Origin of the sequence: Mesorhizobium sp. L-2-11, assembly GCF_016756595.1 — a bacterium.
In the GTDB taxonomy this organism is placed as follows: domain Bacteria; phylum Pseudomonadota; class Alphaproteobacteria; order Rhizobiales; family Rhizobiaceae; genus Mesorhizobium.
Genome location: NZ_AP023257.1, coordinates 5,990,081 through 6,011,811 on the forward strand (window position 1 = coordinate 5,990,081; position 21,731 = coordinate 6,011,811).

Genomic DNA, 21,731 nt, shown 5'->3' on the forward strand with positions numbered 1-21,731 from the left:
ATCGAGACGTCAGAATACCGCGTGCCCTGCGGCTAGCAGCCACCGCGATGATCGCCTATGGGTTGAGTGGCGCATCATCCTGATCCCACCCAAATACATCTTGATGCGGAACGTCAACGTCGCGAAGGCGGAATCGCGATACCAGAAATTTCTCAGCTCCCTCATAATCCACGCTTGGTGGCCAATGCAGCTGCCAGCTGCTGAAAAAGGCACCAAGGTAAACCTTGGCATGGGCGTGTAGCAGCTCATCGGTGAACACCGCCGGTAGGAGCGCATCGGCCTCGGTTTCGACCTTATCTAGCAGGGCCATTCCCCGGCTTCGGAGCTCCTCAAGTGGGAGATCTTCCGGCACATCAAGCCGAATGCCCATCGCGATGTTGCTTAAGATGCTCAGAATCTCCCAATCTTTCATGCCTCGTTCATGCATCTCGAGCAATCGCGCCCGAGTGCCAGGATCGTGAGCGATGCCTGAAATTGTGTACCGAAGCGATACAAGGACTTTGTCATACCTATTTTGCGCGTCACCGAGTGCACGTTCCAACTCGAACGTTGGACCCGGCCCGTCGAACCACTGAACACGGCCGCCGGCGCGGCTGACGAAGGGACGCTCGGGATCGAGAGGCGCGATCGACTGGCGGAAGAGCTCGGCAAATAGATCCTCAGGAACAAACTCCCGGAACAGTTCCGCGTAGGGCCGACCAACAAAGGTTGGTTCCAGCACGGACCTGTCAAATTGCCTAGCTAAGGCCTCATCATCGAGCACGGAGATTGCGCGAAGGGCCGCAGCGAACACCAATAGAACATCACCACTTTCCTCCGGCCCTCGGTCCCGCGACGGCAGCGTCACGCGAAATGCGGCTCGCGTCTCGGTCAGCTCTTCTACCGTCAGTCTCTCAATCGCGTCGGAAACCTCGATATTCATGGTGAAATCGACCGGGACGATTCCCAGGTCCCTGTTCGCGAAGGCGAAGACTACAAGCTGCAGTTCCGCGATAATCTGCTCGGCCGGTGGGGTCGTGCGATAATCGTTGAGGAAAACGCAAGTCCAGCGGATGCCCAGCCCCTCCCAGCGGACGTGTCGTTCGAGCCCGAGATCGCCGAAGGGTCGATCGAGTAGTGCTTCCTCAAGGCCGGTCCACGCCTCCGGCCAGGTGCCTCGGTTCCAAAAGCCATCAGGCTTGTTCGCGGCGCTCAGAATCGGATCTCTGAGCAAGGGAGGCCACTGGCCAACGAGTTCGTCTAGCGCCTGGCGTGTCGTCGGGCTCCCCCGCTTCACGAAACCAAGTAGGGACGCCAACTGTCCCAGATTGCTCTGCAGGCGCGGATGCCGCTCTGTGTTCAGTGGATGATCGTCATGGAAAATATGGGCTTGAACGAACACGGGAAGCAGCCGAAGAAACCCAAACGAATTGCCGGCACCGTCTTCGGCATCGAGCAGCTCGAGCAGAGTCTCGGGTTGCAGGCGGCGGACACCGTCCTCCCGCTCGTAACGGGTTAGAAGCGCGGCCGTCATCGCATGGTACTTCGCAGCATAGGCGAGACCATGTTGGCGATATTGTTCGGCAAGTAGGACCAGGATGCGCACCGCTCCTACTAATCGCCCACCAGAGAACCACTTGGCTTTGGCTCGATGAAGTTCCCGGATGGCAGCCGCGGGTTGGTCCCGCTCGAGCAGCGACAGAGCTCGATCGATGGCCTTCTCACCGGCCGCGACGCCGCCCATACGCTCAGCCAGCAGATCATCGGCTCGTGCTGCGAGACCCATCAACTCCGGATCGTCCCCGCGGAGCTTGACTATCTCGACCAGCAAATCCGCAAATGCTTCGATCGGATAAAGTGACGCTTGCTCGGCGCTGTCCAACATCGCGTTCCAGAGTGCGATCACAGCAGAAAAATCGGGCGCCAGGCCGGGTCCTGCAGGCGTCTGCGCTAGAAGGGCCCGCACGTGCAGCAGGCCCGCCCTTCGTCCCGGACCGATCGCTTCGTCGAGTTCTGATTGCACGGCATCTGCGAGTTTGCGCCGATAGTCATGCAGATCGGACTCCTTCGTGAGAAACTGTCCCAGCCAGTACCCGCCAAACGCGTAGGTCAGTAGCGTCGCAGCCGTAGTCAGATCGCCGATGTCTGTATGGGCTTCGACGTCAACGAAGTAGTCGGCAACCAGATGAGCCTGACTGGTCATGTCGCCGCGACCACGCAGATGAGCCACGGCTATCTCATAACTCGCCGAGCGAACCAGATCGCGCGGCGCCATCGGCACGAGGAAGCCCGCCATTCTCTCTATCCAGAATGATAGGTCCGGCCGTGCGACAGGTTCAAACGTAGCGTGACGCAAACCCGCTTTGATCGCAACGAAGTCGGCGCGGCTGATCGGAAGCACCGTCCGAGCCTTCCAGTCCACCTTATGCTGCGCATAGCCGTCGTCGTCCGACTGCATCTGTGGGCTGATCTCGGCTGGGACGTGCAGAAATTCCTCCGCGATCCAGAACAGGTCGGGCTCAGCCAACCACTCTGCAATGGTATTGCCGTCGAAGATTTGGAGCTCAGCCCCCATGCCGCTGGCCGCGGTTACAAATTCCTGGCGTTTGGCAATCGGGAGATTCGCCTCGCAGAAATAGACGATCTCGTCGACCTTGCCGGTCGCGAGGATCTTTTCGACATCGCTACGGATCTTTCTTTCTATGCGCTTTTCGAGACTACAGGCAAACGCGACCGCCCATTCTCGCGATGAGCGCGCCGCGAACCGGGAGCCGGCCACGGGTAGCGCAATCCCGGTTCGAAACGTCTCGAAATCGCGGCCTCCGTCCCCACCGGCGCTGACAGGGCCCGTCGCAGGCAGGTGTTGCTGTAGATGCGGGCGCGGGCAAGGTGGCGTGCGAGATGCTCGAACTCGTGATGCGCGTTACGGGAACCCAATTCGCTCAAATGAAAGCGGAGCTGGGCGGCGAGTTGGACAGGATTTACCATTTCGTGCGCGTGTGCCCGGCCGAACACACGCCCCCCAATCCGACGATCTGCGAGAATTGCGATAAACGCGACCCGGTGAGCGTATGGGTCGAGCACATATCAATGTCCGCCTTCACCGGTTCAACCGCGGAGCTGGATACGCTGGCGTATCTGCTGGTAGATTTGAATCTCGGCTTCGTGTGCGACCTGCACGACGATGGCAAACCGTTGGCGGTCAAGCTCCGTCGCCCACCCGGCTTCGCATCGAACGACGATGTAATAGCGATCGCCGTAGTTCGAAATGTCGGTCTTGAACGTCGCAGTAGCCGACTGGAGCGTACTCTTCTCCCTCGATTGCGGACCGGGGACCATCTTACACTGGAACCGATTCGCGATGTCGGGGATCGCCTCGTCACGCGGTCTGCGGCGATAGTGTTCCGAGATCAGCGCCGGCTCGCATCCCCGCACAAGGCGGAAACTCATACCGACGCCGGCATAGTCATTGCGGCTGTGACGGACCGGCGGATCGTACGCAAGCGAAACGCGGATCGTGCGCCGGCCATTTGTGCTCTGAAATAATGCTGGGACCGGCAGCTCGTAGATGGCGAAATAATCCATCGCCAGCTCGTCTTCCGCATAGAGCACGACGCGTGCGTCATCGGAGAATGCGGCGTGCTCCAGATTGATCTGCCCGTAACCACACACGTTCCGGACTGCGTCGTCGCCCAACGGCGACAAACGCTGGTATGCGGCCTCAGGTACAGTCGCCGATGTGGCAAGTAGGGCGCGTACGAGGTTGGCCGACGCCTCTGGAAACCGGGACAGCACCTGCGCCGCCTTGAAGGCGACGATCGGCGCCGCATAGGAGGTGCCCGATCCGCTGGTAATCAATTGCTCAATCGGCCGATGATGAAGCGTGAGCAGGCCGGCGCTCGCGATGTCGCCGCCGTCGCGTAGTCTCTGAACGAGTGGGTCGACGATCATTGTACCGCCGAGATCGATGAAATCCGGCTTGACCGATCCCTCCACCCCGGGCCCGACCCGCGTAAATGGCGACGGCTCGCCCTCCTGCGTGATCGGCCGCACCGCAACCTCTGCGCCGAGCCGCGCATCGAGCCCATTGCCATGGGCGAGAGACCCGACCGTCACAACGTTGATGGCGCCGCCGGGCTCAAAAATCCGATTGCCCTCTTCGATTAGGTAGCGGGGATACTCCGTCACGGCCTGTTCGATCCTGTTGCCCGCACGCGGGGCACGGTTGCCGGCCGAGACCACGATCACAACATCAAGTTCGCGCGCGAGTTCATCCAGTGTCGCGGCCCAGGTGCCGACTTTCTCACCGTCATAGACGCGCTTGCGGTCGGCTAGCGCTATGACAAACAGCCGGCATCCAAAACGGGCGTGAAGCGCAGTGACCGCCTCTCGCATCTGAGAGGGTACCAGTCGCCGCTCATCGAAATCGCCGCGCTCGTTGACGACTTTGGCGGAACAAAGACGCGCTGCGCGCGCGAGGGCACCGCCGGCAAGCTGAGCACGAAGATCTCCGAATACGGCCACGCCGCCAACGCGCGTTCCGTGCCCCCATTCGTCGGCAGTGCCCAGACGTTCGGGAACGCCGATCGCGCCCACGAGGATGTCCTCAATTAGGGGATGGTCATTGACGCCGCTGTCGATCACGCCGATGAGCGGCGCGTCTTCACCAAGGAGCCCCGGCTCCGGTAGTTCGCCTAGTTCGAGGCGCATGGCTTCTGCCGTTGCAACGTCCGGGGACGGCGGAAGGTCGATGGACGCGACGTCCTCAAGCGAAAGCAACGATCGAAAAACCTCTCCGCTGGCGCGGATACGTGCCATGGTGATCGACGGCCCAATATACTCGTCGAGCCATTCGCCGCCGCGAGCGACCACATAGGCTTCGATGTCGGCAAGTTTGCGCTGACGTAGGTCACGTCGGCCCAGATCCCAGAGCTCCAGGTCGGCGATCAACTCACCGACGGCGTCGAAGTCTTCGGAATCGGTGTAGCCCTCTTCTCTCAGGCGCATCCCAATCCGATCTCTTGGATCGACCGTACCAACCGATGCAATCGAGGCGACGAAGGTCGCATACGGAGCGCCCGCCTGCCCAGCCGGGATCGGACCGCCATAGGCGACGATCCGCGCCCGGAAGTCGTCCAATTCGTCGTTTGACGAAAAAAGAACAAGAGTTCGGTCAGCGTCGCTCGATAGCACCGTTAGGCCTAGATCCTCCCAGTCGCTTTCGAGCAGCGAACCCGTCATGCGGACACGAAGGATCAGAGATGGATTGACGGTCCCAGGAGGACGCCGACGCTGCTGAACCGCGACCGCATCGTTGAGCTCCTCGGCGATTCGGCGGCTGTGATCAGGACGGTCGCGCTCCGGTGCTGCACCAAAGCCCGGGCGCTTGCGGCGTTCGAGTTGCTCCGGCAGCCTTGCGAGCTGCAAATGGTCGTACCGGGCCATTAAAGCGGCCTCCTACGACTGGCTGGTGAGGCGCGACCGACCCGCACTGCGACGCTGTTCGTCGAGGATGGCGGCATTGAAATCCCGCTCCCTGACGTCCTTGCGCTTTTCGATGACCGCCGACTTTATCGCCTGAATGCAGACGCGCTCGATCTCCGCGTAGGATAACCCGATCAGTTCACCAGCCTTCGTTCCGACATCGAAGGCCGTCGACACATTTCGGAATTTTGTGCGTAGGTAGCGGCCGATCAGCTGCTCATCCGGCTTGTCAAACCAGATCACCTCGTCGAACCGCCGCCAGATCGCGCTGTCGAGAGCGTGGTCGAGGTTTGTTGCGGCGATCAGGAAGCCCTGGGGTCTGAGGCGGTCGATGAACAGGAGCAGACTATTGACGACGCGCCGGAGCTCGTTGTGTTCGCTTGAATCATCGCGAGACCGCGCCAATGCGTCGAACTCGTCGAGAAAAAGAACACAAGGCTGCTTCCGGGCGAAGTCGAAGATCTTCCTAAGATTGCTCGCGGTTTCCCCAAGATAGGAGGAAATCAGCTGGTCGAGTTTGACGGCAAACATCGGCAAGCCGAGCTCAGCGGCAAAAACCTCCGCTGATACGGTCTTGCCGCAACCGGGCGGTCCGCAAAACAGGAGCTTTGATCGCACAGGCAAACCCCTGCGCCGGATTTCTTCAGCCCGTCGGAACTCCTTGAGGAGACCGATGAAGACACGCGTGTTGGAAGCGCTGAGAACGACGTCTTTGGTTGTATGCGTCGGCTCGACCCGCTCGACAAAGTCCTTGGCGGCATCCGGAAACGGGATGAGTGGCGCAAGCGATTTCATGGACCTAGGCCCGCTCGGCGAAGGACCGCTTTCGAGAGTCTTGCGAAGAGTGCGCGCAAGAACCTTGTTGTTCTTCTTTTCTTCCTCGACGATTATCTGCTCGGCAACCGCACGAAACTCATCGTCGCGGCCATAGCTCGCCAGCAATTTCTTCATTAATTCACCGCGAGCCATCCGAATTCCTATGCTTTGTCCTTGTAAGCTACTAGATATTCACTCCGTGTTGCGGAATCCGACGCTTGGCACCAAACCGTCAGAATCGCCTGAGGATACCTTACTGAGAAATCACTCTGGTCGAAAGCGGTCATGAGGCTGCGACTACTGCCTGACGGCGTCCGGGAGGACATCGATTTCCTATCACGGGGACGTCCGCTTTAGGGGTCGGATAAGAACTATAGCAATGTCTGGAATCAGGCGGTGAGTTCAATAGGTCATTGCAACACCCTCTGTAGCCTATCGGCCGGCGTTTCGAAGTCCAGGATTTTTCGGGGGCGCTGATTGAGCCGCAGGGCGACGGCGTTGAGTTGGTCCTGCGAGACGTGGGAGAAGTTGGTTGCTCTGGGGAAGTACTGCCTGAGCAGACCGTTGGTATTTTCGTTGCTGCCGCGCTGCCAGGGACTGCGCGGATCGCAGAAGTAGACCTGTAGGTCGGTGGCAACGGTGAAGCTCTTGTGACGAGCCATCTCCTTGCCCTGGTCCCATGTCAACGAGCGCCGCAACTCTTCGGGCAATGTGCCGATCTTCTCGGCGATGGCCCTCACGACGGTCGCCGAGTCCCTTCTCGCCAACTTCACAAGCATAGTGAACCGGCTGTGTCGCTCGACGAGGGTGGCGATGTTCGTGTCGTTAGCACCGGTGAGCAGATCACCCTCCCAATGACCTGGGATGGCACGATCCTCCGCCTCGGCGGGGCGGTCGCGGATGGAGATCATATCGAGTATTTGTCCTTGCCCCGTCCGGCTCTGTGCGCCTTTGGCGAGGCGCATCTGTCGTTTGGTACGCAGGTGCGCTGTCAGTTCCTTCTTGAGCACCCCTCGCGACTGGATGAATAGACTGCGATAGATCGCTTCATGAGATATCCGCATGCTTGGATCGCCCGGGTACTCTCGCCTCAACCAGCCCGCTATCTGCTCCGGCGACCATTGCAGCGCCAGCTTTTGCGCCACCCGCCATCGTAGCCGTCCAGAGCATGCCAGGCGACACTGCTTCGGGCGCAGCGCTCGCTCCCAAGCATGCTTGTCAGCCCGGGTTGCACGATACGTTTGTGCACCGCCATTGCGCGAGATCTCGCGACATATTGTCGATGGGGATCGCCCGAGACTTCGTGCAATAGCGCGTATTGCGAGACCCGCCGCGATCCCGCGAGAGATCTCTTCGCGCTCCGCCAGCCCGAGCGCCGAGGCCGCTCTACGCCTTGCTGACGGAGCAATGCCGCCGTGTAAGGATACGATCCGCTGAACGCCGGTCTTGTTCCGGCGATCCAGTGCCCGCGAGATCGACGAAATGCTCTGACCTTGCTTCCATCGCTCCCAAAGCTCGGCCTTCTGCGCTGACGTAAACCAGATCCGTGAAGTCACCATGCAACACCTCCTCATCCTCTCAGATTAAGAGTGTTGCGGCGACCTATTGAACCCACCGGCGCAAAGCCGACGCTCCAGATAGGCTGCGCCGCCGTGCTGCAGGCCTGCAATTTGCTCGATACTTCAGTCAGATATGAGCAATGCCAAGAAGATTCTGTGGTCGCGTTCATAAGAATCAGATCAGATATTGTCTGGTGCGTAAGAATTAAGGACAAAAGGAGCACGCAAGCGCAAATGGCGAGGGCTCCCAGATACTTCGGCGCATGGGGCAACGTGCCCGTAGATGATGATGTGCGGCCGTTCAGCATGATCAATCCCGTGGGGAGCAATGCCAACCGGACCAACCGCCGACATCACTTTATCTCGGCCGTCTATATGAACGGCTTCGCGGATGACCGGGGCCGAGTGCTGGCCTATCTTTGCGAGGCGCCCGAAGACCCGCTGCCGCCAATGAATCCACGGGCCATTGGTTTCGAGCGAGACTACTATTCCCAGAAGCTGCCCGGGGGTGGTCAGGAAAACCATTGTTTCGAGGATCTGTGGAACACCATCGAGACCGGATGGCCGGAAACGGTGCGGGCGCTCGCGGCACGCCGCCTGTCGGCCGCCATCTCCTTCAACGTGCTCGGCATGCAAACGATCTTGCGCGCGCGTGTTCCGGCGACGCGCGATCGGCACGCGCTGATGATCGAGGCCAAAATCCGCTGCGAGCACAAGATCGGCGAAGAACTCGGCGTCCTTCCTCCGCCGCTCGAGCGCTATGCGGGCCAGTTCGACACCGTGCCGATAGGCGTCAACCCACATGAAACGCTGCTGGCAATGAAAGGTGAGTTCAAGGATTTCGGCGACCTCTGTTTCCGCCTCGGCTTCGAGGTGCTCCACAACAGGACAAGCACGCCTTTCCTCACATCGGACAATCCGGTCTGCAGCTACGATCCGCGTCAGGCGTTCCATGCGCGTACGCCTTACGAGCATTCCGGCGAGGTCGAGCTGATCTTCCCGGTTTCGGCGCACATGCTTGTGCGCGGTTCCAGCAAGCGCGGGCCGGTGAACATGATCTCGCGCCATCGCGATATCTCCGACAGCCACAAGGTGCGGCAACTCAATCGCACGATCGCGCAGTTTTCCTATCGCATGACCATCGGCCAGGATCGCTCTAGCGACGACCTGATCCGCGCCCATGGCGCGATCGTGCCGACCATCACCACTAGAGTGCGGCGACTTGGGAAAGAGGTGCATATCATCTGCCGGAATGTTTTCGGTCCCCGGCCGAGGTTATCTCAATACATCGACACGCCTGAAAAAGGCCGCGCGCCTTGAGGCCAGGATGGCTGCTACATCGAGCCAGGCGGACCCGATCCTCGAATGACCGGATTGATGGAAGAGCCTTCCGTTTGCGCGGTGTTTTGGACTGCCGGGGTCAAATGCGACCATTCGCGGCATCACCGGAAGGCGACAGATGGTATTTCCCACCCAACCATGCCCGTAACAATCACGCGGTTTTGTCTCTCACGCGAGAACACCCCTGATGGAGAAAGCGAAGCTCTCCGAGTTGAAAAAGCTGCGACATCTCAACATCGAAACCTTGAATGGTCGGGTCATCAACATGATGCCGCTCTTGGGAGGACCGATCCTGGCACCTCTGGATTCCGAACCTCGATGGCACGCTGATGGAGATGTGTCCGGTTGACGCCGCCCATTCGCCTATTGGGGAAAGAGTGCCGCCCGCGACGAAGACGTGTGCTTCGGCCTGCTCGAGATATTGTGGCAACGGGCGAGCTTTCCAGACGTTGTGCAGGCGTATTTGCTCTTGTCGGCGCGTACCTATTGTGGGTTCAAATCCAGCGTCAAAGACGCCAGTTGCGATTTGAGAGCGAATGGATCGCGCTCAAACGCAAACGTGAGAACCTGGCGGCCCGCATCGGGCTTCCACACGCGCTCGCAGAGCTCAGCAGATATTGGGCTGCCTCGTTCGAGTCCTCGCGCAGCCTGGTCGCAGCGTCGCGTGCTTCCGCAATCTCTGGAGAATCATTTGGAGTCGCCTGTATTTTCCTGGTCGTATATCCTAGCCGGCGCGACCGGCGAAGTTCGGCCAAGCGATCGGCCAAATCGACCTACCGATCGCAAATTTGTATATGCTATCAATGCGCTAAGCATAGCGAATATCGGCCATCATCGGCATCGGCATTGGCGTCGTCGATCAACCGTCTCGGTGAAGCTGAGGTAGCGCCTAACATCGGCCAAATGATCGGCCAGTTATGGGCGCTCAGCTAAAATTTCTGTTGACATATACGTACTTAGCGCGATCTAACATCGGCCAATCATGGAAGAGACCGTACAGCGCATCGAGCCGGCGCGCCTGGAAGACGTTGCGGAGCCTATCTCCGACGCGCTGGCTGAGCTGTCAGCAAGCTCGGCGGTTCTCGGCGCCAAGCTGCATCCGCGCACGGCCGCGAACCTGGCGGATCTCGTGCGCATCATGAACACCTATTACAGCAACCTGATCGAGGGCCACAACACGCGCCCCCGCGACATCGAACGCGCCCTCGCCGGCGAATTCGACAAAGACCAGGAACGACGCAACCTGCAGGTGGAAGCCGCGGCCCATGTTCGACTGCAGGGGGAAATCGATCGCCTGGCCGCAGAGGGTCAGCTCCCAGAACCGGCTTCGCTTGATTTTTTGCGCTGGCTGCATGCGGAATTCTACCGTGACGCCGATGAGGCGATGTTGCGCATTCGCGGCGCAGACAGAGAATTCTTGATGGTTCCGGGTCGGTGGCGATCACAGCCCGAACATGATGTCACTGTCGGCCGCCACCAGCCGCCGTCAAGCGATCGCGTCGAAGCGTTCATGGAGCATTTCGCTAGCCGGTACCGCTTCCAACGTACGGGCAAAGCGGCTAGGATATTGGCGATTCCGGCCGCGCATCATCGGTTCAATTACATTCATCCCTTCCCAGACGGCAATGGACGCGTCAGCCGCTTGATGAGTCACGCCATGGCCCATGAGGCAGGAATCGCCGCGCATGGGCTGTGGTCGATTTCCCGAGGCCTGGCGCGGGGTCTGGAAAGCCGCGGCGACTATAAACGCATGATGGATCACGCCGACATGCCACGCCAAGGCGATCGCGACGGCCGCGGCAATCTTTCTATGCGGGCGCTGGCGGATTTTACCTTATGGTTTCTACGCGTATGCATCGACCAGGTCAGTTTCATGTCGAGCCTGTTCGATTTGAACCAACTAGCCCGGCGCCTGCAGCGGTTCGTTCAACGCTACGACCTGAAGCCCGAAGCTTTCCGGCTGCTCGAGGAGGCGCTTCTGCGCGGCGAGTTCGATCGCGGTGAGGCCTCACGTATCGCTGGCTTGCCGGAACGTACGGCCCGCCGCGTGTTTACCGAGGTGCTCGAGCTTGGCCTGCTTGCGTCCGATACCCCGAAAGGACCGGTATCGCTACGCTTCCCGGTCGACACGTTGGACGAACTGTTTCCTAAGCTATTTCCGGAAACTTAGCGTCGCATAACTGCGCCTACTGTTTCCCCGCCCCGACGAGTTGCGAGCCGCCGGATAAGAAGAGTTCGACTTCAAAGGTTCGGTGTGGACCATCCCGGAAGCACGCATGAAAATGCGGCGGCCGCACCGCGTTGCACTTTCGAGGCAGGTCATCAAAATCCTGACCGAGCTCAGAGACATTTCCGGCGGCGAGGCGCTGCTGTTTCCAAGTGTGCGATCGGGTTCTCGTCCGATTTCCGACAATACACTTAACGCCGCCCTGCGTCGCATGGGTTACAGCAAGAAAAAGCAGCGGCTCACGGTTTCCGAGCAACGGCATCAACTCTGTTGAATGAATGCGGCAAGTGGCATCCAGACGCAAGAGAGACAGCTGACCCATATTGAAAAGAACGACGTTCGGCGCACTTACGCCAGGGCAGAGCACTGGGAAAAGCGCGTCAGTATGGTGCAGTGGTGGGCCGATTATCTGGACGAAATTGGGTGCACGAAACCTGCAGTTGAACCCAAACAAGTGTAACTGCAACCCCGTGTCCGCACCTATCGTGAACATGAACATCAGCTTTGCGTACGTTATGACATTGGCCGCGTCTATGTTGGGGCGGGACCGGCGACGCAGTCCTTCGAGGGACAGGGGCTTTTCACAAATCTACGTTAAGCGACTTAACTGGTTGTGGAGCTTCAATCGTTATTCCGAGTCGGCTGACGGCCGGCGTCAGCACAGCGTCAGGAACAGCGGTCTGGCTCAGCGTTCCGGCTTGTCGTCCCGGAGGATGCGCTCAGCGGCTCCGTCAAGATCCTCATATTGGCCACTCTTCAACGCCCACAGAAAGCCAGTCAGCCCCAGTGCGCCAAGAAATAGGGCGACTGGCATGAGGTAGACGAGTATCGTCATGATGACCGCGCTGATGGGTGAATGCCGGAATGCGTTGCCGAAGAAGCCCTCGTCAGCTCGGCGAGCCTAAAGCCCTGCAGCCGCAGCCCGTTTCCGATCACTAGCAGCGATGAGGCGGACATCGCGACCGCGGCGATCAACGGCGTGACGTTGCCGAAGATGGCGATCGGCACGGCAACAGCGTTGTAGATGATCGCGATGGCTATGTTTTGGCGGATCAGCCGCCCTGCCTTCCGCGAGACGTCCAGCGCAAGGGGTACGGCCGAAAGGCTTTCACGCAGGAACACGAAATCGGCCGCGTTGCGGCCAATATCGGCGGCGGTCGCGGGAGCGATCGAGACGTGCGCCGCGCCCAGCGCTGGCGTGTCGTTGAGCCCGTCGCCCACCATCAGGACCTTGTGGCCGGCCTTGGTCAGCACTTCGATCCGCTCAGCCTTCTCGGACGGCAGCAGCGCCGAAACAAAACGGTCGATGCCCAATATTCTTGCGACATCGCCACAAGCGTCCGGGGTATCGCCCGACAGCATTTCGACCGACACGCCGGCATCCTTCAATTGTCCGACCGCCGCCTTGGCGTCGGCGCGCCTAGCGTCCTCGAACTTGAAGGAGGCGACGATCCTCCCATTCTTCGAAAGCACCGTCCCGCCATAGCCGCCATACTTGCCTTCGCCACCGGTCCGGGCTTTCCATCCGGCCCAGCCGCGCCGGCCAAGACGCCAGGTGCTGTCCGCGGTCGTCGCTTCGATGCCGAGACCCGGGTGCTCGCTGACGGCTTCCAGCTTCGGCTGGCCGGCAAAACCCGCGAATGCGGCGATGGCCTTCGAGAACGGGTGACGGGAGTGCGCCGCCATGTCGGCTGCGATCGCCAGCATCGCCGGATCGATGGTCGACGCGTTGACCAGCCTGGGCTGACCGAGCGTTAGCGTGCCCGTCTTGTCGAATACCGCCACGTCTATCGCGGCCAGGCGCTCCATGGCCGATCCGTCCTTGACCATCATGCCGGCTTCGAACAAGCGGCGCGCCGCGACCACTTGCACGATCGGCACGGCCAGACCGAGCGCGCACGGGCATGTGATGATGAGAACGGCGATCGCGATCGTCACTGCCCGGTGCCAGTCGCCGGTTACCGCCATCCAGCCAAGGAACGTCACGAAGGCGGTGAGATGGACCACCGGCGCGTAGAGCGCCGAGACACGGTCGGCGATCCGCCGATAGTGCGCACGACCACCTTCGGCGGCTTCCATCAGCCGAACCATTTCCGCCAGGAAGGAGTCCTTTGCGGCAGCGGTCGCTTCGATGGTCAGCGGGCCGGTAAGATTGAGCGTGCCGGCCTGAACCTGTTCCCCGGACGCCACGGTTTTCGGTGTGCTCTCGCCGGAAACCAGCGAGCAGTCGAGATCCGACGCGCCGCGAATGACCCTGCTGTCGACAGGCACCCTTTCGCCGGCGGCGACCAGCAGTTGCATGCCCGGTTCGATCTCGCCAACCGGCAGGTAGTCGCGCGCGCCATCGCCGCGCAGCACCATGGCGCCACGTGCGGCCAACTGGGACAGGCCTTTCACGGCGGTCCGTGCCCGTTCGCGCATGACGTGATCCAGGGTGCGGCCGATCAACAGGAAAAACAGCAGGGATACGGACGCGTCGAAATAGGCGTGATCGCCATGATTGATCGTCTCGTAGAGGCTCATGGCATAAGCGAGCGACACCCCAACCGCGATCGGCACGTCCATGTTCATGCGGCCGTGGCGCAGTGCATTCCAGGCCGAGCGGAAGAAGATGCCGCCGGCAAAGGTGAGCGCCGGGATGGCGATCAATGCAGAGACCCAGTGAAACAGGTCGCGGGTAGCACCTTCGGCGCCGGACCAGACCGAGACCGAAAGAAGCATGATGTTGCCGGCGGCGAACCCGGCGACCGCGACCGCGCGGATCAGCTCGGCAAGCGTCTTGTCCTTCTTATCAGGGTCGGCTTCGAACAGGTGCGCCTGAAAGCCCAGCCGTCCCAGCGCGGCGACAAACGGAGGCACAGAGTCCCCACGCCACCGGATCGCGACCCGTTTCGTCGACAGGTTGACACGAGCGCCTTCGACGCGATCGAGCCTTCCGAGAGCCGTCTCGATGGCCTGGATGCACGCCGCGCAGTGAACCGTCGGCACTGAAAGGTCGGTCTGCCAAAGATTGTCGCCAAGCGATCGGCTCGCCAACCTGATCTCCTGGCTAGACGGCAGGACCGATGTGGTACTGGTCAGATCCAGCGCCAGTTCCGCGCTGGGTGCACAACAGCTCATTGCAGCGCTCCTTGCGAAATCATGATCCGGCGAACGTCGCGATAGGGCTCTGTCAGACCGGCATCGGCGTCGACTTCGACGATCCAGACGCCATCCCTTGGCAAGTGCTGCGCGGCAAATTCCTGGTCCGAGACGAGGGCGAGAGTGACGGCCTTGTCCCCAGCCTCGTAGGCGGGATGACGAAACAGTATCTTGACGCCATGCAACGGGACCGGCTTGCCGGTGGTATCGCTCAAGCTGTAGCGGACCTCACCCCGAGCGATCGTCAGTTTGCCGGTCCAGCCGAGTGCCGCCTGCGCGCGCCCTTCCTCGGCCTTTCGGTTGAATTGCTGGCTGGCCACATAGGTGTTCTCGACGACAAGGCCGGTCCAGCTCGTGCTGGCGAGTGTCGCCATCGTGAGATTGACCGCGATGATCACGCCGAAAAAGCCGAGAATGGTGAGCAGCATGTGCCTGCCGGTGAACTCACGCGTCTTTTGCGTATTGGTGCTCATCTGGCGATCTCCGGTGCGTTGAAGGTGGCGGTGTATTCGTCCGATTCGAAGCTCGCTCGGTCCTCGACGCGGAACTTGAAGGTTTGTGCAGCGTGCCGAACCTCACCCGCTGGCTGGCGCACGAAGACCTTCAGCATGTTCAGCCGGTCGGGTTCGACCGCGATGGCGAACAAGCGAGCTGCCGGCAGATCACTGCCGACGACGCTCATTTCGGCTCCCTGCAAGCCCTGCATCGTGACGACGATCGTCCTTGGCTCGGGGATCATGTTAAGCAGCTTGACGGTGTAACCGTTGCGGATCGAGCCGTCGGACAGGGTCACGAATTGCGGATTGCGGTCGTGCAGGACGTTGATCTCGAGTCGGTCGCGCGTCAGCAGCGAATAGATCAAGGCAAGCCCGACCGCCGTCCACGCGCCCATGTAGAAGAAGGTCCTCGGCCGGAAGATCTTGCGAATATGGAAATGCGCCAACCTGGCGGAGAATGTGCTGTCGGCCGTTCTGACGAGTGAAGGGTTCACGGGACCGGAGCCGCCTGCGGTCGCCACCGCCATGTTGGCGTTGTAGTCGGACAGCGTCGCATAGGAGATCAGCCCGCGCTCCTTGCCGAGCTTGTTCATGACGCCGTCGCAGGCATCAAGGCACAGCGCGCAAGTGATGCATTCGAGTTGTTGGCCGTCGCGAATGTCGATCCCCATCGGGCAGACTGCGACACAGGCATTGCAGTCGACGCAGTCACCGACCGGCTGCCCCGCAGCCTGGACCTTCTTGGCGTGCCGCGAACGAGGTTCGCCACGCCAGTCATTGTAGGTCACAGTGAGCGAATTCTCGTCGAGCATGGCAGCCTGGATGCGCGGCCACGGGCACATGTAGGTGCAGACTTGCTCGCGCATCAGCCCGCCGAACGTGTAGGTGGTCGCCGTTAGCACCGCGATGGTGACGTAGGCGACCGAAGCGGCGGTGCCGTTGAATACGTCGCCGATCAGCGTCGGCGCATTGGCGAAATAGAGGATCCAGGCGCCGCCGGTAGCTGCCGCTATGACCAGCCAGATGGCGTGTTTCGACACACGCAGCACCAGTTTGCGCGCGGTCCAGCGGCCGGCGTCGAGCTTCATGCGAGCGTTGCGATCGCCTTCGATCGCCCGCTCCACGACTAGGAAAAGATCGACCCATACCGTCTGCGGGCAGGTATAGCCGCACCAGGCGCGGCCGACGGTGGACGTGATCAGGAAGAGGCCGATGCCGGCCATCATCAGAAGGCCGGCGACATAGTAGAATTCCTGCGGCCATATCTCGATGAAGAAGACGTAGAAACGGCGGTTGGCAAGATCGATCAGCACGGCCTGATCAGGAGCAAACGGACCTCGATCCCAGCGCAACCAGGGCATCAGATAATAGATGCCCAGCGTGATCGCCATCACCAGCCATTTGAAGCGGCGAAAGCTGCCCGAGGCGCGTTTAGGGAAGATTTTCTTGCGCGGAGCATAGAGCGGCTGTCGTGTCTTGGCGGAGTTGACCGCTTTTGCCTCGAGCCGCTCCATCTGCGTTTTATCCAGCACGTGCATTTCCACTCGCGCGCGGCCTATGACATCGTTGTGCGACGGACTTGTCTGCTTCGACAGACGTCCGGTCTGCAGTGAGCCCGCTTCGCCGTGTGGGCCGCGCCGCCTTGCTGCAGGTCAATCGCCGCATGCCGGAATGGTGTCGGGGCCCGACTCGTGCCGGGCCCCGTCGCTTGGCGGGGAGGGCCGAGAATAGGCTTCCGTTCCTATTCTCCGCCGCCAAGCGAATGGACATAAACCGCAAGTTCCTTAACCTTGGTCTCGCCGAGACGCCCGATCCAGGCCGGCATGACACCGTGCTTCGGCGCGCGGACTTGGACGGCGATGGCTGTCTCGCCGGGTGCGTAGAGCCAGATCGCATCGGTCAGATTGGGCGCGCCGAGCTCTTTGTTGCCTTTCGCATTATCGCCATGACAGGCGACGCAGTTTTCCCCGAATACCTTGGCGCCGGGCTCGATAAGACTTGCATCCTGGACCTTGCCCGAGAGGCTGGCGACATAGGGGCCGACCTGTGCGATCTGTTCGGGCGTGATGATGTCACCGAAGGGGGGCATTTCCGACTGCCGAGTATCTGGGTCGGATGCGAAACGGATGCCGTGCGCGATCGTTTGCTGGATCTGCTCGGTCGTGCCGCCCCACAGCCAGTCATCGTCGTTCAGGTTTGGAAAGCCCTTCGACCCTTGGGCGCCCGAGCCGTGGCATTGCACGCAATTGACCTTGAAGGTAGCTCCGCCGGCCGCTACCGCGAATTCACGCAGCGCGTCGTCGGCTGCAATCTCGGATACGGTCTTCTGCTGGATGGCCGCGACATATTTGCCCTTGGCGGCTTCGGCAGCCGCCAGCTCAATCTTGACAGCGTTGCGGCTGGAATAGCCAAGCACACCCTTGGTCGCGGAAGACAGCATCGGCCAAGCCGGATACGCAATTGTATAAGCCACCGCCCAAGCGACGGTGATGTAGAAGGTTATCACCCACCATCGGGGCAATGGGTTGTTGAGTTCCCTTATCCCGTCCCATTCATGACCGGTCGTTGAGATGCCCGAGACTTCATCGATATGCTCGCTGCTCATGATCAGTCGTCCTTGAGTGGAATCTGGGCGGCTTGATCGGCCTGTGTTTTGCCGCCGGGACGCAAGGCAAAGGCAATGCAGCCGACGTAGAAGAGCGCCATGGCAAGCAGACCCCAGCTGTCCGCGAATTCCCGCATCAAATTATAGCTCATTGCGTCCCCCTCAGCGGTAGCCGGCTGCATCGTCATAGGTCTTGAAATCGACCAGTGTTCCCAGCATTTGCAGATAGGCGACGAGGGCATCCATCTCGGTCACCTGCTGCGGATTGCCGTCCAGATCACCGAGTTTGGCTTTCGGATAGCGTTTCTCGACGCCGGAGGCATCGGCATTCGGGTCGGCCTGGGCCATCAGATCGGCATTGGCGTGCGCGATCATGTCATCGGAGTACGGGACGCCAACACGCGCGTTCGCAACCAGATGCGTCGAGAAGTCCTTCACCTCGATCGGAGCGTCCTTCAGGAACGCATAGCTCGGCATGATCGATTCCGGCACCACGGAACGTGGATCGGAAAGATGTGCGACGTGCCATGCGTTCGAATAGCGGTCACCGACCCGGGCGAGATCGGGCCCGGTGCGCTTCGATCCCCATTGGAAGGGATGATCGTACATCGACTCGGCGGCCAGGCTGTAGTGGCCGTAGCGCTCGACCTCGTCCCGGAAAGGCCTGATCATCTGGCTGTGGCAGAGGTAGCAGCCCTCGCGCACATAGATGTTGCGTCCGGCGAGTTCCAGTGGCGAGTAGGGCCGCATGCCTTCGACTTTCTCGATCGTGTTGTCGAGATAGAAGAGCGGCGCAATCTCGACGATGCCGCCGACGGTCACCACAAGAAGAGAGCCAACGAGAAGAAGCGTGGCGTTCTTCTCGATGATCGCGTGTTTGTCCATCAAGCCCATTGTCTGGCTCCCTATTCGGCAGGCCGGAGGGCGGGCTCGGAACCTGGCATTGGTTGCTCTTCGCGCTCGTGGCCAAGAATGGTCATGGTCACGTTCCAGGCCATGAGCAGGGCGCCGGTGAGGTACATCGCACCGCCGATGGCGCGCATGACGTAGAAGGGATGCATGGCGGCGACGGTTTCGGCGAAGGAGTAGACGAGGAAACCCTGCTCGTTGTATTCGCGCCACATCAGGCCCTGCATGATGCCGGAAACCCACATCACCGCGGCGTAGACGACGATTCCGAGCGTCGCCAGCCAGAAGTGCCAGGTGACGAGCCGCAGCGAATAGAGACGTTCACGATTCCACAGTTTCGGCACCATGTAGTAGATTGCGCCGAACGAGATCATGCCAACCCAGCCGAGCGCGCCGGAATGGACATGGCCGATGGTCCAGTCCGTGTAGTGCGACAGCGAATTGACCGTCTTGATCGACATAATCGGACCTTCGAAGGTCGACATGCCGTAGAAGGCGACTGCCATCACCATCATGCGGATGATCGGATCGGTGCGCAGCTTGTCCCAGGCGCCAGACAGCGTCATCAGGCCATTGATCATACCGCCCCATGACGGCATCCACAGCATGATCGAGAACGCCATGCCGAGCGTCTGCGCCCAGTCGGGTAAGGCGGTGTAATGCAGGTGGTGCGGGCCGGCCCAGATGTAGAGAAAGATGATCGCCCAGAAGTGGACGATCGACAGGCGGTAGGAATAGACCGGCCGGTTCGCCTGCTTGGGCACGAAATAATACATCATGCCGAGGAACCCGGCGGTGAGGAAGAAACCGACGGCGTTGTGGCCATACCACCATTGCGTCAAGGCGTCCTGGACGCCGGAGAAGGCGGAGTAGCTCTTCGAGCCGAGGAAGGAGGCCGGCATCGACAGGTTGTTGATCACATGCAACATCGCGATGGTCACGATGAAGGACAGGTAGAACCAGTTGGCGACGTAGATATGCGGCTCCTTGCGCTTCAGGATCGTGCCGAGGAACAGGATGAGATAGGCGACCCAGACGATGGTAAGCCAGATGTCCACATACCATTCGGGTTCCGCGTATTCGCGGCTCTCGGTGATGCCGAGCAGGTAGCCGGTCGCGGCCATGACGATGAACAGCTGGTAACCCCAGAACACAAACCAGGCCAGTTTGCCGCCAAACAGCCGGGCGCGGCACGTGCGCTGCACGACATAGAGAGACGTGCAAAGCAAAGCGTTGCCGCCGAAAGCAAAGACGACGCCGGATGTGTGCAGCGGCCGCAGCCGGCCGAAATTGAACCAGGGTTGGATGTTGAGGTGAGGGTATGCCAGCTGCAGGGCAATGATCACACCGACGAGCATGCCGACGACGCCCCAGAATACCGTTGCAATGGCTCCGTAGCGGATTGGGCCATCCATGTAGGCGGAGGTGTCGACCGGAGCCGCCGGCTTGAAATCTGTGTTGCGCAGCAGGATCGCGGTAAAGCCAGCCACGGCGACGAACAAAACCCCCATATGCTGGCGAAAAGGTCCTTCTACGCCGAAGCCGGCAGCCACCAGGGCCGCAAAAGCAAACAGGCTTAGAACGACGATCTCCGTGCCGAATTTCATGACATGTCCCCGACCAGGATTCCAATGCGCGGACGCCAAATCCGCGGTGCATTAATTCCGTAGTTGCCGCCTGCTCGCCCTGATCCATGTCAGAGCCGCACGATTTTGCTTCGGGCAGCATCGAGTTCGGTGCAATCAGAAGGTGGCGATTTGAACAAGGAAACGCAGCACGGGCCAACCCGCTCATGGACAAGTGCGGCTTTCTCGCGCCAGGCCGGCACAGAGGCGATTCCGGGCGAGGTCATGAAGCTTGCCCATCGGGAAAAGCTGGAGCTCTGCTTCTCGCTGGAAAGCATTGCCGATGCACTGCCGAACGTCGACCGCCTCAAATGTCTTGGAACGGCCAAGAAGATCGTTCCGCTGCTCCGTGACATTCATGGGTTTGAGGAGAGGGTGATTTTCCCTGCGTATGAGGCGCACTTGACCCCGGCCGAGGCCAAACTTGCCTCTACCAGCCGGTTGCGCATCGAGCACCTTGAGGATCAATGCTTCGCTGGCGAGGTGGCCGAAACGCTCCTAGCGATCGGTCATGGTGATCCGATAGAGAGCGCGGAAGCTGTCGGATTCATGCTACGCGGCTTCTTCGAAGGCTTGCGGCGACACATCGCTTTCGAACGCGAGCATGTCCTGCCGCGGATCGTAATAAGCGACGAAGGCCCCGACGCTTAGGTCTCATTCAAAGGCCGGTTGCCGCGCGCCTCGGCCGCCGCAGCGCTGCTCCAGCCGGCTCATGCTGTCGACCGTTACATGGCGTTTGTTCTCGATCCGGATCACGCCGTCAGCCCGCAATCGCGTAAGCTGGCGGCTCACGGTCTCGTTCGTCAGTCCAAGGAAATCAGAGATGTCGGCACGTGTCAGCGGCAGATCGAAGCATGCCGACCCAGCCGCCGGGTCGATACTGGAATCCATATTCCGGGCGATCATGAGGAGAAAGCTCGCCACCTTCTCCGGTGCGGTCTTGCGCCCGAGAGTCACCATCCATTCAAGTGCCTCGTCGAGTTCGTCCAGCGTCTGCTTGAGCAGGCGATGCTCGAGTCCCGGTGATTCCTTCATTATCCGTTCAACGGCCGCCTTCGGAAACGAGCACAGCGAGACGGAGGTTGCCGCTTCCACATTGATCGTGCTTTTCACCTTGAAGGGCCGTCCCAGAAAATCCGGTGCGAACCGAAGACCGACAATCTGCTGGCGGCCGTCCGAAAGGCACTTCGTCAGCTTCACAACGCCTGAAAGCAAGTTTGAATAGCTGTCGACGGCCTCGGCGTCGGCGATCAGTTCGACCCCCGGCTCGAGCTTGTGCCGCGACGAAGTTTTGGCGAGCCCAACCAAATGGTTTGGATCGAGCGCAGCGCAGACGCCGCGAAGTCGTGCTGCGCAAGACAGGCAAAGAACGGGAATGCCGGAACTGTGAATGTCTTGCCGTACTGTCATTACGCTCGCGCTACCGATCCCAAGTTTCGACAGGATAGCAAGCGATGGCAGAGAAATCCTTGCGGCAGTTTGTCCGTGCTGGAGGCTGACCGAAATCAGGGCATTGGCTCTTCGACGCGTCCAGACTTCCGGCGAGGC

General features: G+C 60.5%; 17 protein-coding genes and 1 pseudogene. 5 read left to right on the forward strand and 13 right to left on the reverse strand.

The annotated features are described in order from the left end of the window. Positions 1–55: 55 nt before the first annotated feature. The 4 genes from JG739_RS28600 to JG739_RS28615 form a co-directional block, all read right to left on the reverse strand. Positions 56–2,758 (reverse strand): hypothetical protein, encoded by a 2,703-nt coding sequence (locus JG739_RS28600; protein WP_202364437.1) that lies wholly within the window; start codon positions 2,756–2,758, stop codon positions 56–58. Between the two features lie 329 nt (positions 2,759–3,087). Beyond that, on the reverse strand, positions 3,088–5,424 hold the full coding sequence (locus JG739_RS28605) for a S8 family peptidase (RefSeq protein WP_244749612.1): 2,337 nt from the start codon (positions 5,422–5,424) through the stop codon (positions 3,088–3,090). Positions 5,425–5,436: 12 nt separating this feature from the next. Beyond that, positions 5,437–6,414 carry an AAA family ATPase gene (locus JG739_RS28610; RefSeq protein ID WP_244749613.1) on the reverse strand — a complete coding sequence of 326 codons (978 nt, stop codon included), beginning with the start codon at positions 6,412–6,414 and terminating at the stop codon, positions 5,437–5,439. A gap of 275 nt (positions 6,415–6,689) precedes the next feature. Further along, positions 6,690–7,838, reverse strand: coding sequence for an IS30 family transposase (locus tag JG739_RS28615; protein WP_096449641.1), 1,149 nt, complete (start codon positions 7,836–7,838; stop codon positions 6,690–6,692). Positions 7,839–8,144: 306 nt separating this feature from the next. On the opposite strand from JG739_RS28615, the gene JG739_RS28620 reads away from it, so the two are divergent. From JG739_RS28620 to JG739_RS36460, 4 genes and pseudogenes are all read left to right on the forward strand, one after another. Further along, positions 8,145–9,158, forward strand: a complete 1,014-nt coding sequence (locus tag JG739_RS28620; RefSeq protein ID WP_244749614.1) for a DUF4238 domain-containing protein — start codon at positions 8,145–8,147, stop codon at positions 9,156–9,158. 208 nt (positions 9,159–9,366) lie between these two features. Further along, on the forward strand, positions 9,367–9,528 hold the full coding sequence (locus JG739_RS28625) for a hypothetical protein (protein WP_202295834.1): 162 nt from the start codon (positions 9,367–9,369) through the stop codon (positions 9,526–9,528). 633 nt (positions 9,529–10,161) lie between these two features. Further along, entirely contained in the window at positions 10,162–11,349 is a 1,188-nt protein-coding gene (locus tag JG739_RS28630; RefSeq protein ID WP_006329252.1) for a Fic family protein, read from the forward strand. Between the two features lie 10 nt (positions 11,350–11,359). After that, positions 11,360–11,866, forward strand: a pseudogene (locus tag JG739_RS36460) (tyrosine-type recombinase/integrase); the annotation flags it as partial. A 225-nt stretch (positions 11,867–12,091) separates the two neighbouring features. Here JG739_RS36460 and ccoS read toward each other — a convergent pair. From ccoS to ccoN, 8 genes are all read right to left on the reverse strand, one after another. Further along, on the reverse strand, positions 12,092–12,241 hold the full coding sequence (ccoS, locus tag JG739_RS28640; protein ID WP_006329249.1) for a cbb3-type cytochrome oxidase assembly protein CcoS: 150 nt from the start codon (positions 12,239–12,241) through the stop codon (positions 12,092–12,094). Beyond that, positions 12,238–14,526, reverse strand: coding sequence for a heavy metal translocating P-type ATPase (locus tag JG739_RS28645; protein WP_202364438.1), 2,289 nt, complete (start codon positions 14,524–14,526; stop codon positions 12,238–12,240). The genes ccoS and JG739_RS28645 overlap by 4 nt, the downstream gene beginning before the upstream one ends. After that, positions 14,523–15,020, reverse strand: coding sequence for a FixH family protein (locus JG739_RS28650; RefSeq protein WP_006329246.1), 498 nt, complete (start codon positions 15,018–15,020; stop codon positions 14,523–14,525). The genes JG739_RS28645 and JG739_RS28650 overlap by 4 nt, the downstream gene beginning before the upstream one ends. Further along, a complete protein-coding gene (gene ccoG / locus JG739_RS28655; protein WP_446720515.1) occupies positions 15,017–16,582 on the reverse strand; it encodes a cytochrome c oxidase accessory protein CcoG in 1,566 nt (521 codons plus the stop codon). Before ccoG ends, JG739_RS28650 begins: the two co-directional genes overlap by 4 nt. 203 nt (positions 16,583–16,785) lie before the next feature. Continuing rightward, positions 16,786–17,649, reverse strand: a complete 864-nt coding sequence (gene ccoP / locus JG739_RS28660) for a cytochrome-c oxidase, cbb3-type subunit III (protein WP_202364439.1) — start codon at positions 17,647–17,649, stop codon at positions 16,786–16,788. Between the two features lie 2 nt (positions 17,650–17,651). Then, positions 17,652–17,801, reverse strand: a complete 150-nt coding sequence (locus JG739_RS28665) for a cbb3-type cytochrome c oxidase subunit 3 (RefSeq protein ID WP_202295854.1) — start codon at positions 17,799–17,801, stop codon at positions 17,652–17,654. Positions 17,802–17,811: 10 nt separating this feature from the next. Next, on the reverse strand, positions 17,812–18,543 hold the full coding sequence (gene ccoO, locus JG739_RS28670; RefSeq protein ID WP_010914031.1) for a cytochrome-c oxidase, cbb3-type subunit II: 732 nt from the start codon (positions 18,541–18,543) through the stop codon (positions 17,812–17,814). 11 nt (positions 18,544–18,554) lie between these two features. Then, complete coding sequence (gene ccoN, locus JG739_RS28675; RefSeq protein WP_010914030.1) at positions 18,555–20,165, reverse strand: cytochrome-c oxidase, cbb3-type subunit I; 1,611 nt, start codon at positions 20,163–20,165, stop codon at positions 18,555–18,557. A 129-nt stretch (positions 20,166–20,294) separates the two neighbouring features. Between ccoN and JG739_RS28680 the strand changes: the two genes are divergently transcribed. After that, positions 20,295–20,834: a hemerythrin domain-containing protein gene (locus JG739_RS28680; RefSeq protein WP_010914029.1), complete on the forward strand. Its 540-nt coding sequence runs from the start codon at positions 20,295–20,297 to the stop codon at positions 20,832–20,834. 3 nt (positions 20,835–20,837) lie between these two features. Here JG739_RS28680 and JG739_RS28685 read toward each other — a convergent pair whose 3' ends face one another. Beyond that, the gene (locus JG739_RS28685) at positions 20,838–21,593 is read right to left on the reverse strand and encodes a Crp/Fnr family transcriptional regulator (protein WP_010914028.1); all 756 of its coding nucleotides are present in this window, start codon (positions 21,591–21,593) and stop codon (positions 20,838–20,840) included. Between the last annotated feature and the right edge of the window lie 138 nt (positions 21,594–21,731).

Bases quoted from the DNA above. Each gene is read 5' to 3' on its own strand.
- JG739_RS28605 (WP_244749612.1), bottom strand. From the start codon at position 5,424: ATGGCCCGGTACGACCATTTGCAGCTCGCAAGGCTGCCGGAGCAACTC.
- JG739_RS28610 (WP_244749613.1), bottom strand. From the start codon at position 6,414: ATGAAGAAATTGCTGGCGAGCTATGGCCGCGACGATGAGTTTCGTGCG.
- JG739_RS28615 (WP_096449641.1), bottom strand. From the start codon at position 7,838: ATGGTGACTTCACGGATCTGGTTTACGTCAGCGCAGAAGGCCGAGCTT.
- JG739_RS28620 (WP_244749614.1), top strand. From the start codon at position 8,145: ATGATCAATCCCGTGGGGAGCAATGCCAACCGGACCAACCGCCGACAT.
- JG739_RS28625 (WP_202295834.1), top strand. From the start codon at position 9,367: ATGGAGAAAGCGAAGCTCTCCGAGTTGAAAAAGCTGCGACATCTCAAC.
- JG739_RS28630 (WP_006329252.1), top strand. From the start codon at position 10,162: ATGGAAGAGACCGTACAGCGCATCGAGCCGGCGCGCCTGGAAGACGTT.
- ccoS (WP_006329249.1), bottom strand. From the start codon at position 12,241: ATGACGATACTCGTCTACCTCATGCCAGTCGCCCTATTTCTTGGCGCA.
- JG739_RS28645 (WP_202364438.1), bottom strand. From the start codon at position 14,526: ATGAGCTGTTGTGCACCCAGCGCGGAACTGGCGCTGGATCTGACCAGT.
- JG739_RS28650 (WP_006329246.1), bottom strand. From the start codon at position 15,020: ATGAGCACCAATACGCAAAAGACGCGTGAGTTCACCGGCAGGCACATG.
- ccoG (WP_446720515.1), bottom strand. From the start codon at position 16,582: ATGCACGTGCTGGATAAAACGCAGATGGAGCGGCTCGAGGCAAAAGCG.
- ccoP (WP_202364439.1), bottom strand. From the start codon at position 17,649: ATGAGCAGCGAGCATATCGATGAAGTCTCGGGCATCTCAACGACCGGT.
- JG739_RS28665 (WP_202295854.1), bottom strand. From the start codon at position 17,801: ATGAGCTATAATTTGATGCGGGAATTCGCGGACAGCTGGGGTCTGCTT.
- ccoO (WP_010914031.1), bottom strand. From the start codon at position 18,543: ATGGGCTTGATGGACAAACACGCGATCATCGAGAAGAACGCCACGCTT.
- ccoN (WP_010914030.1), bottom strand. From the start codon at position 20,165: ATGAAATTCGGCACGGAGATCGTCGTTCTAAGCCTGTTTGCTTTTGCG.
- JG739_RS28685 (WP_010914028.1), bottom strand. From the start codon at position 21,593: ATGACAGTACGGCAAGACATTCACAGTTCCGGCATTCCCGTTCTTTGC.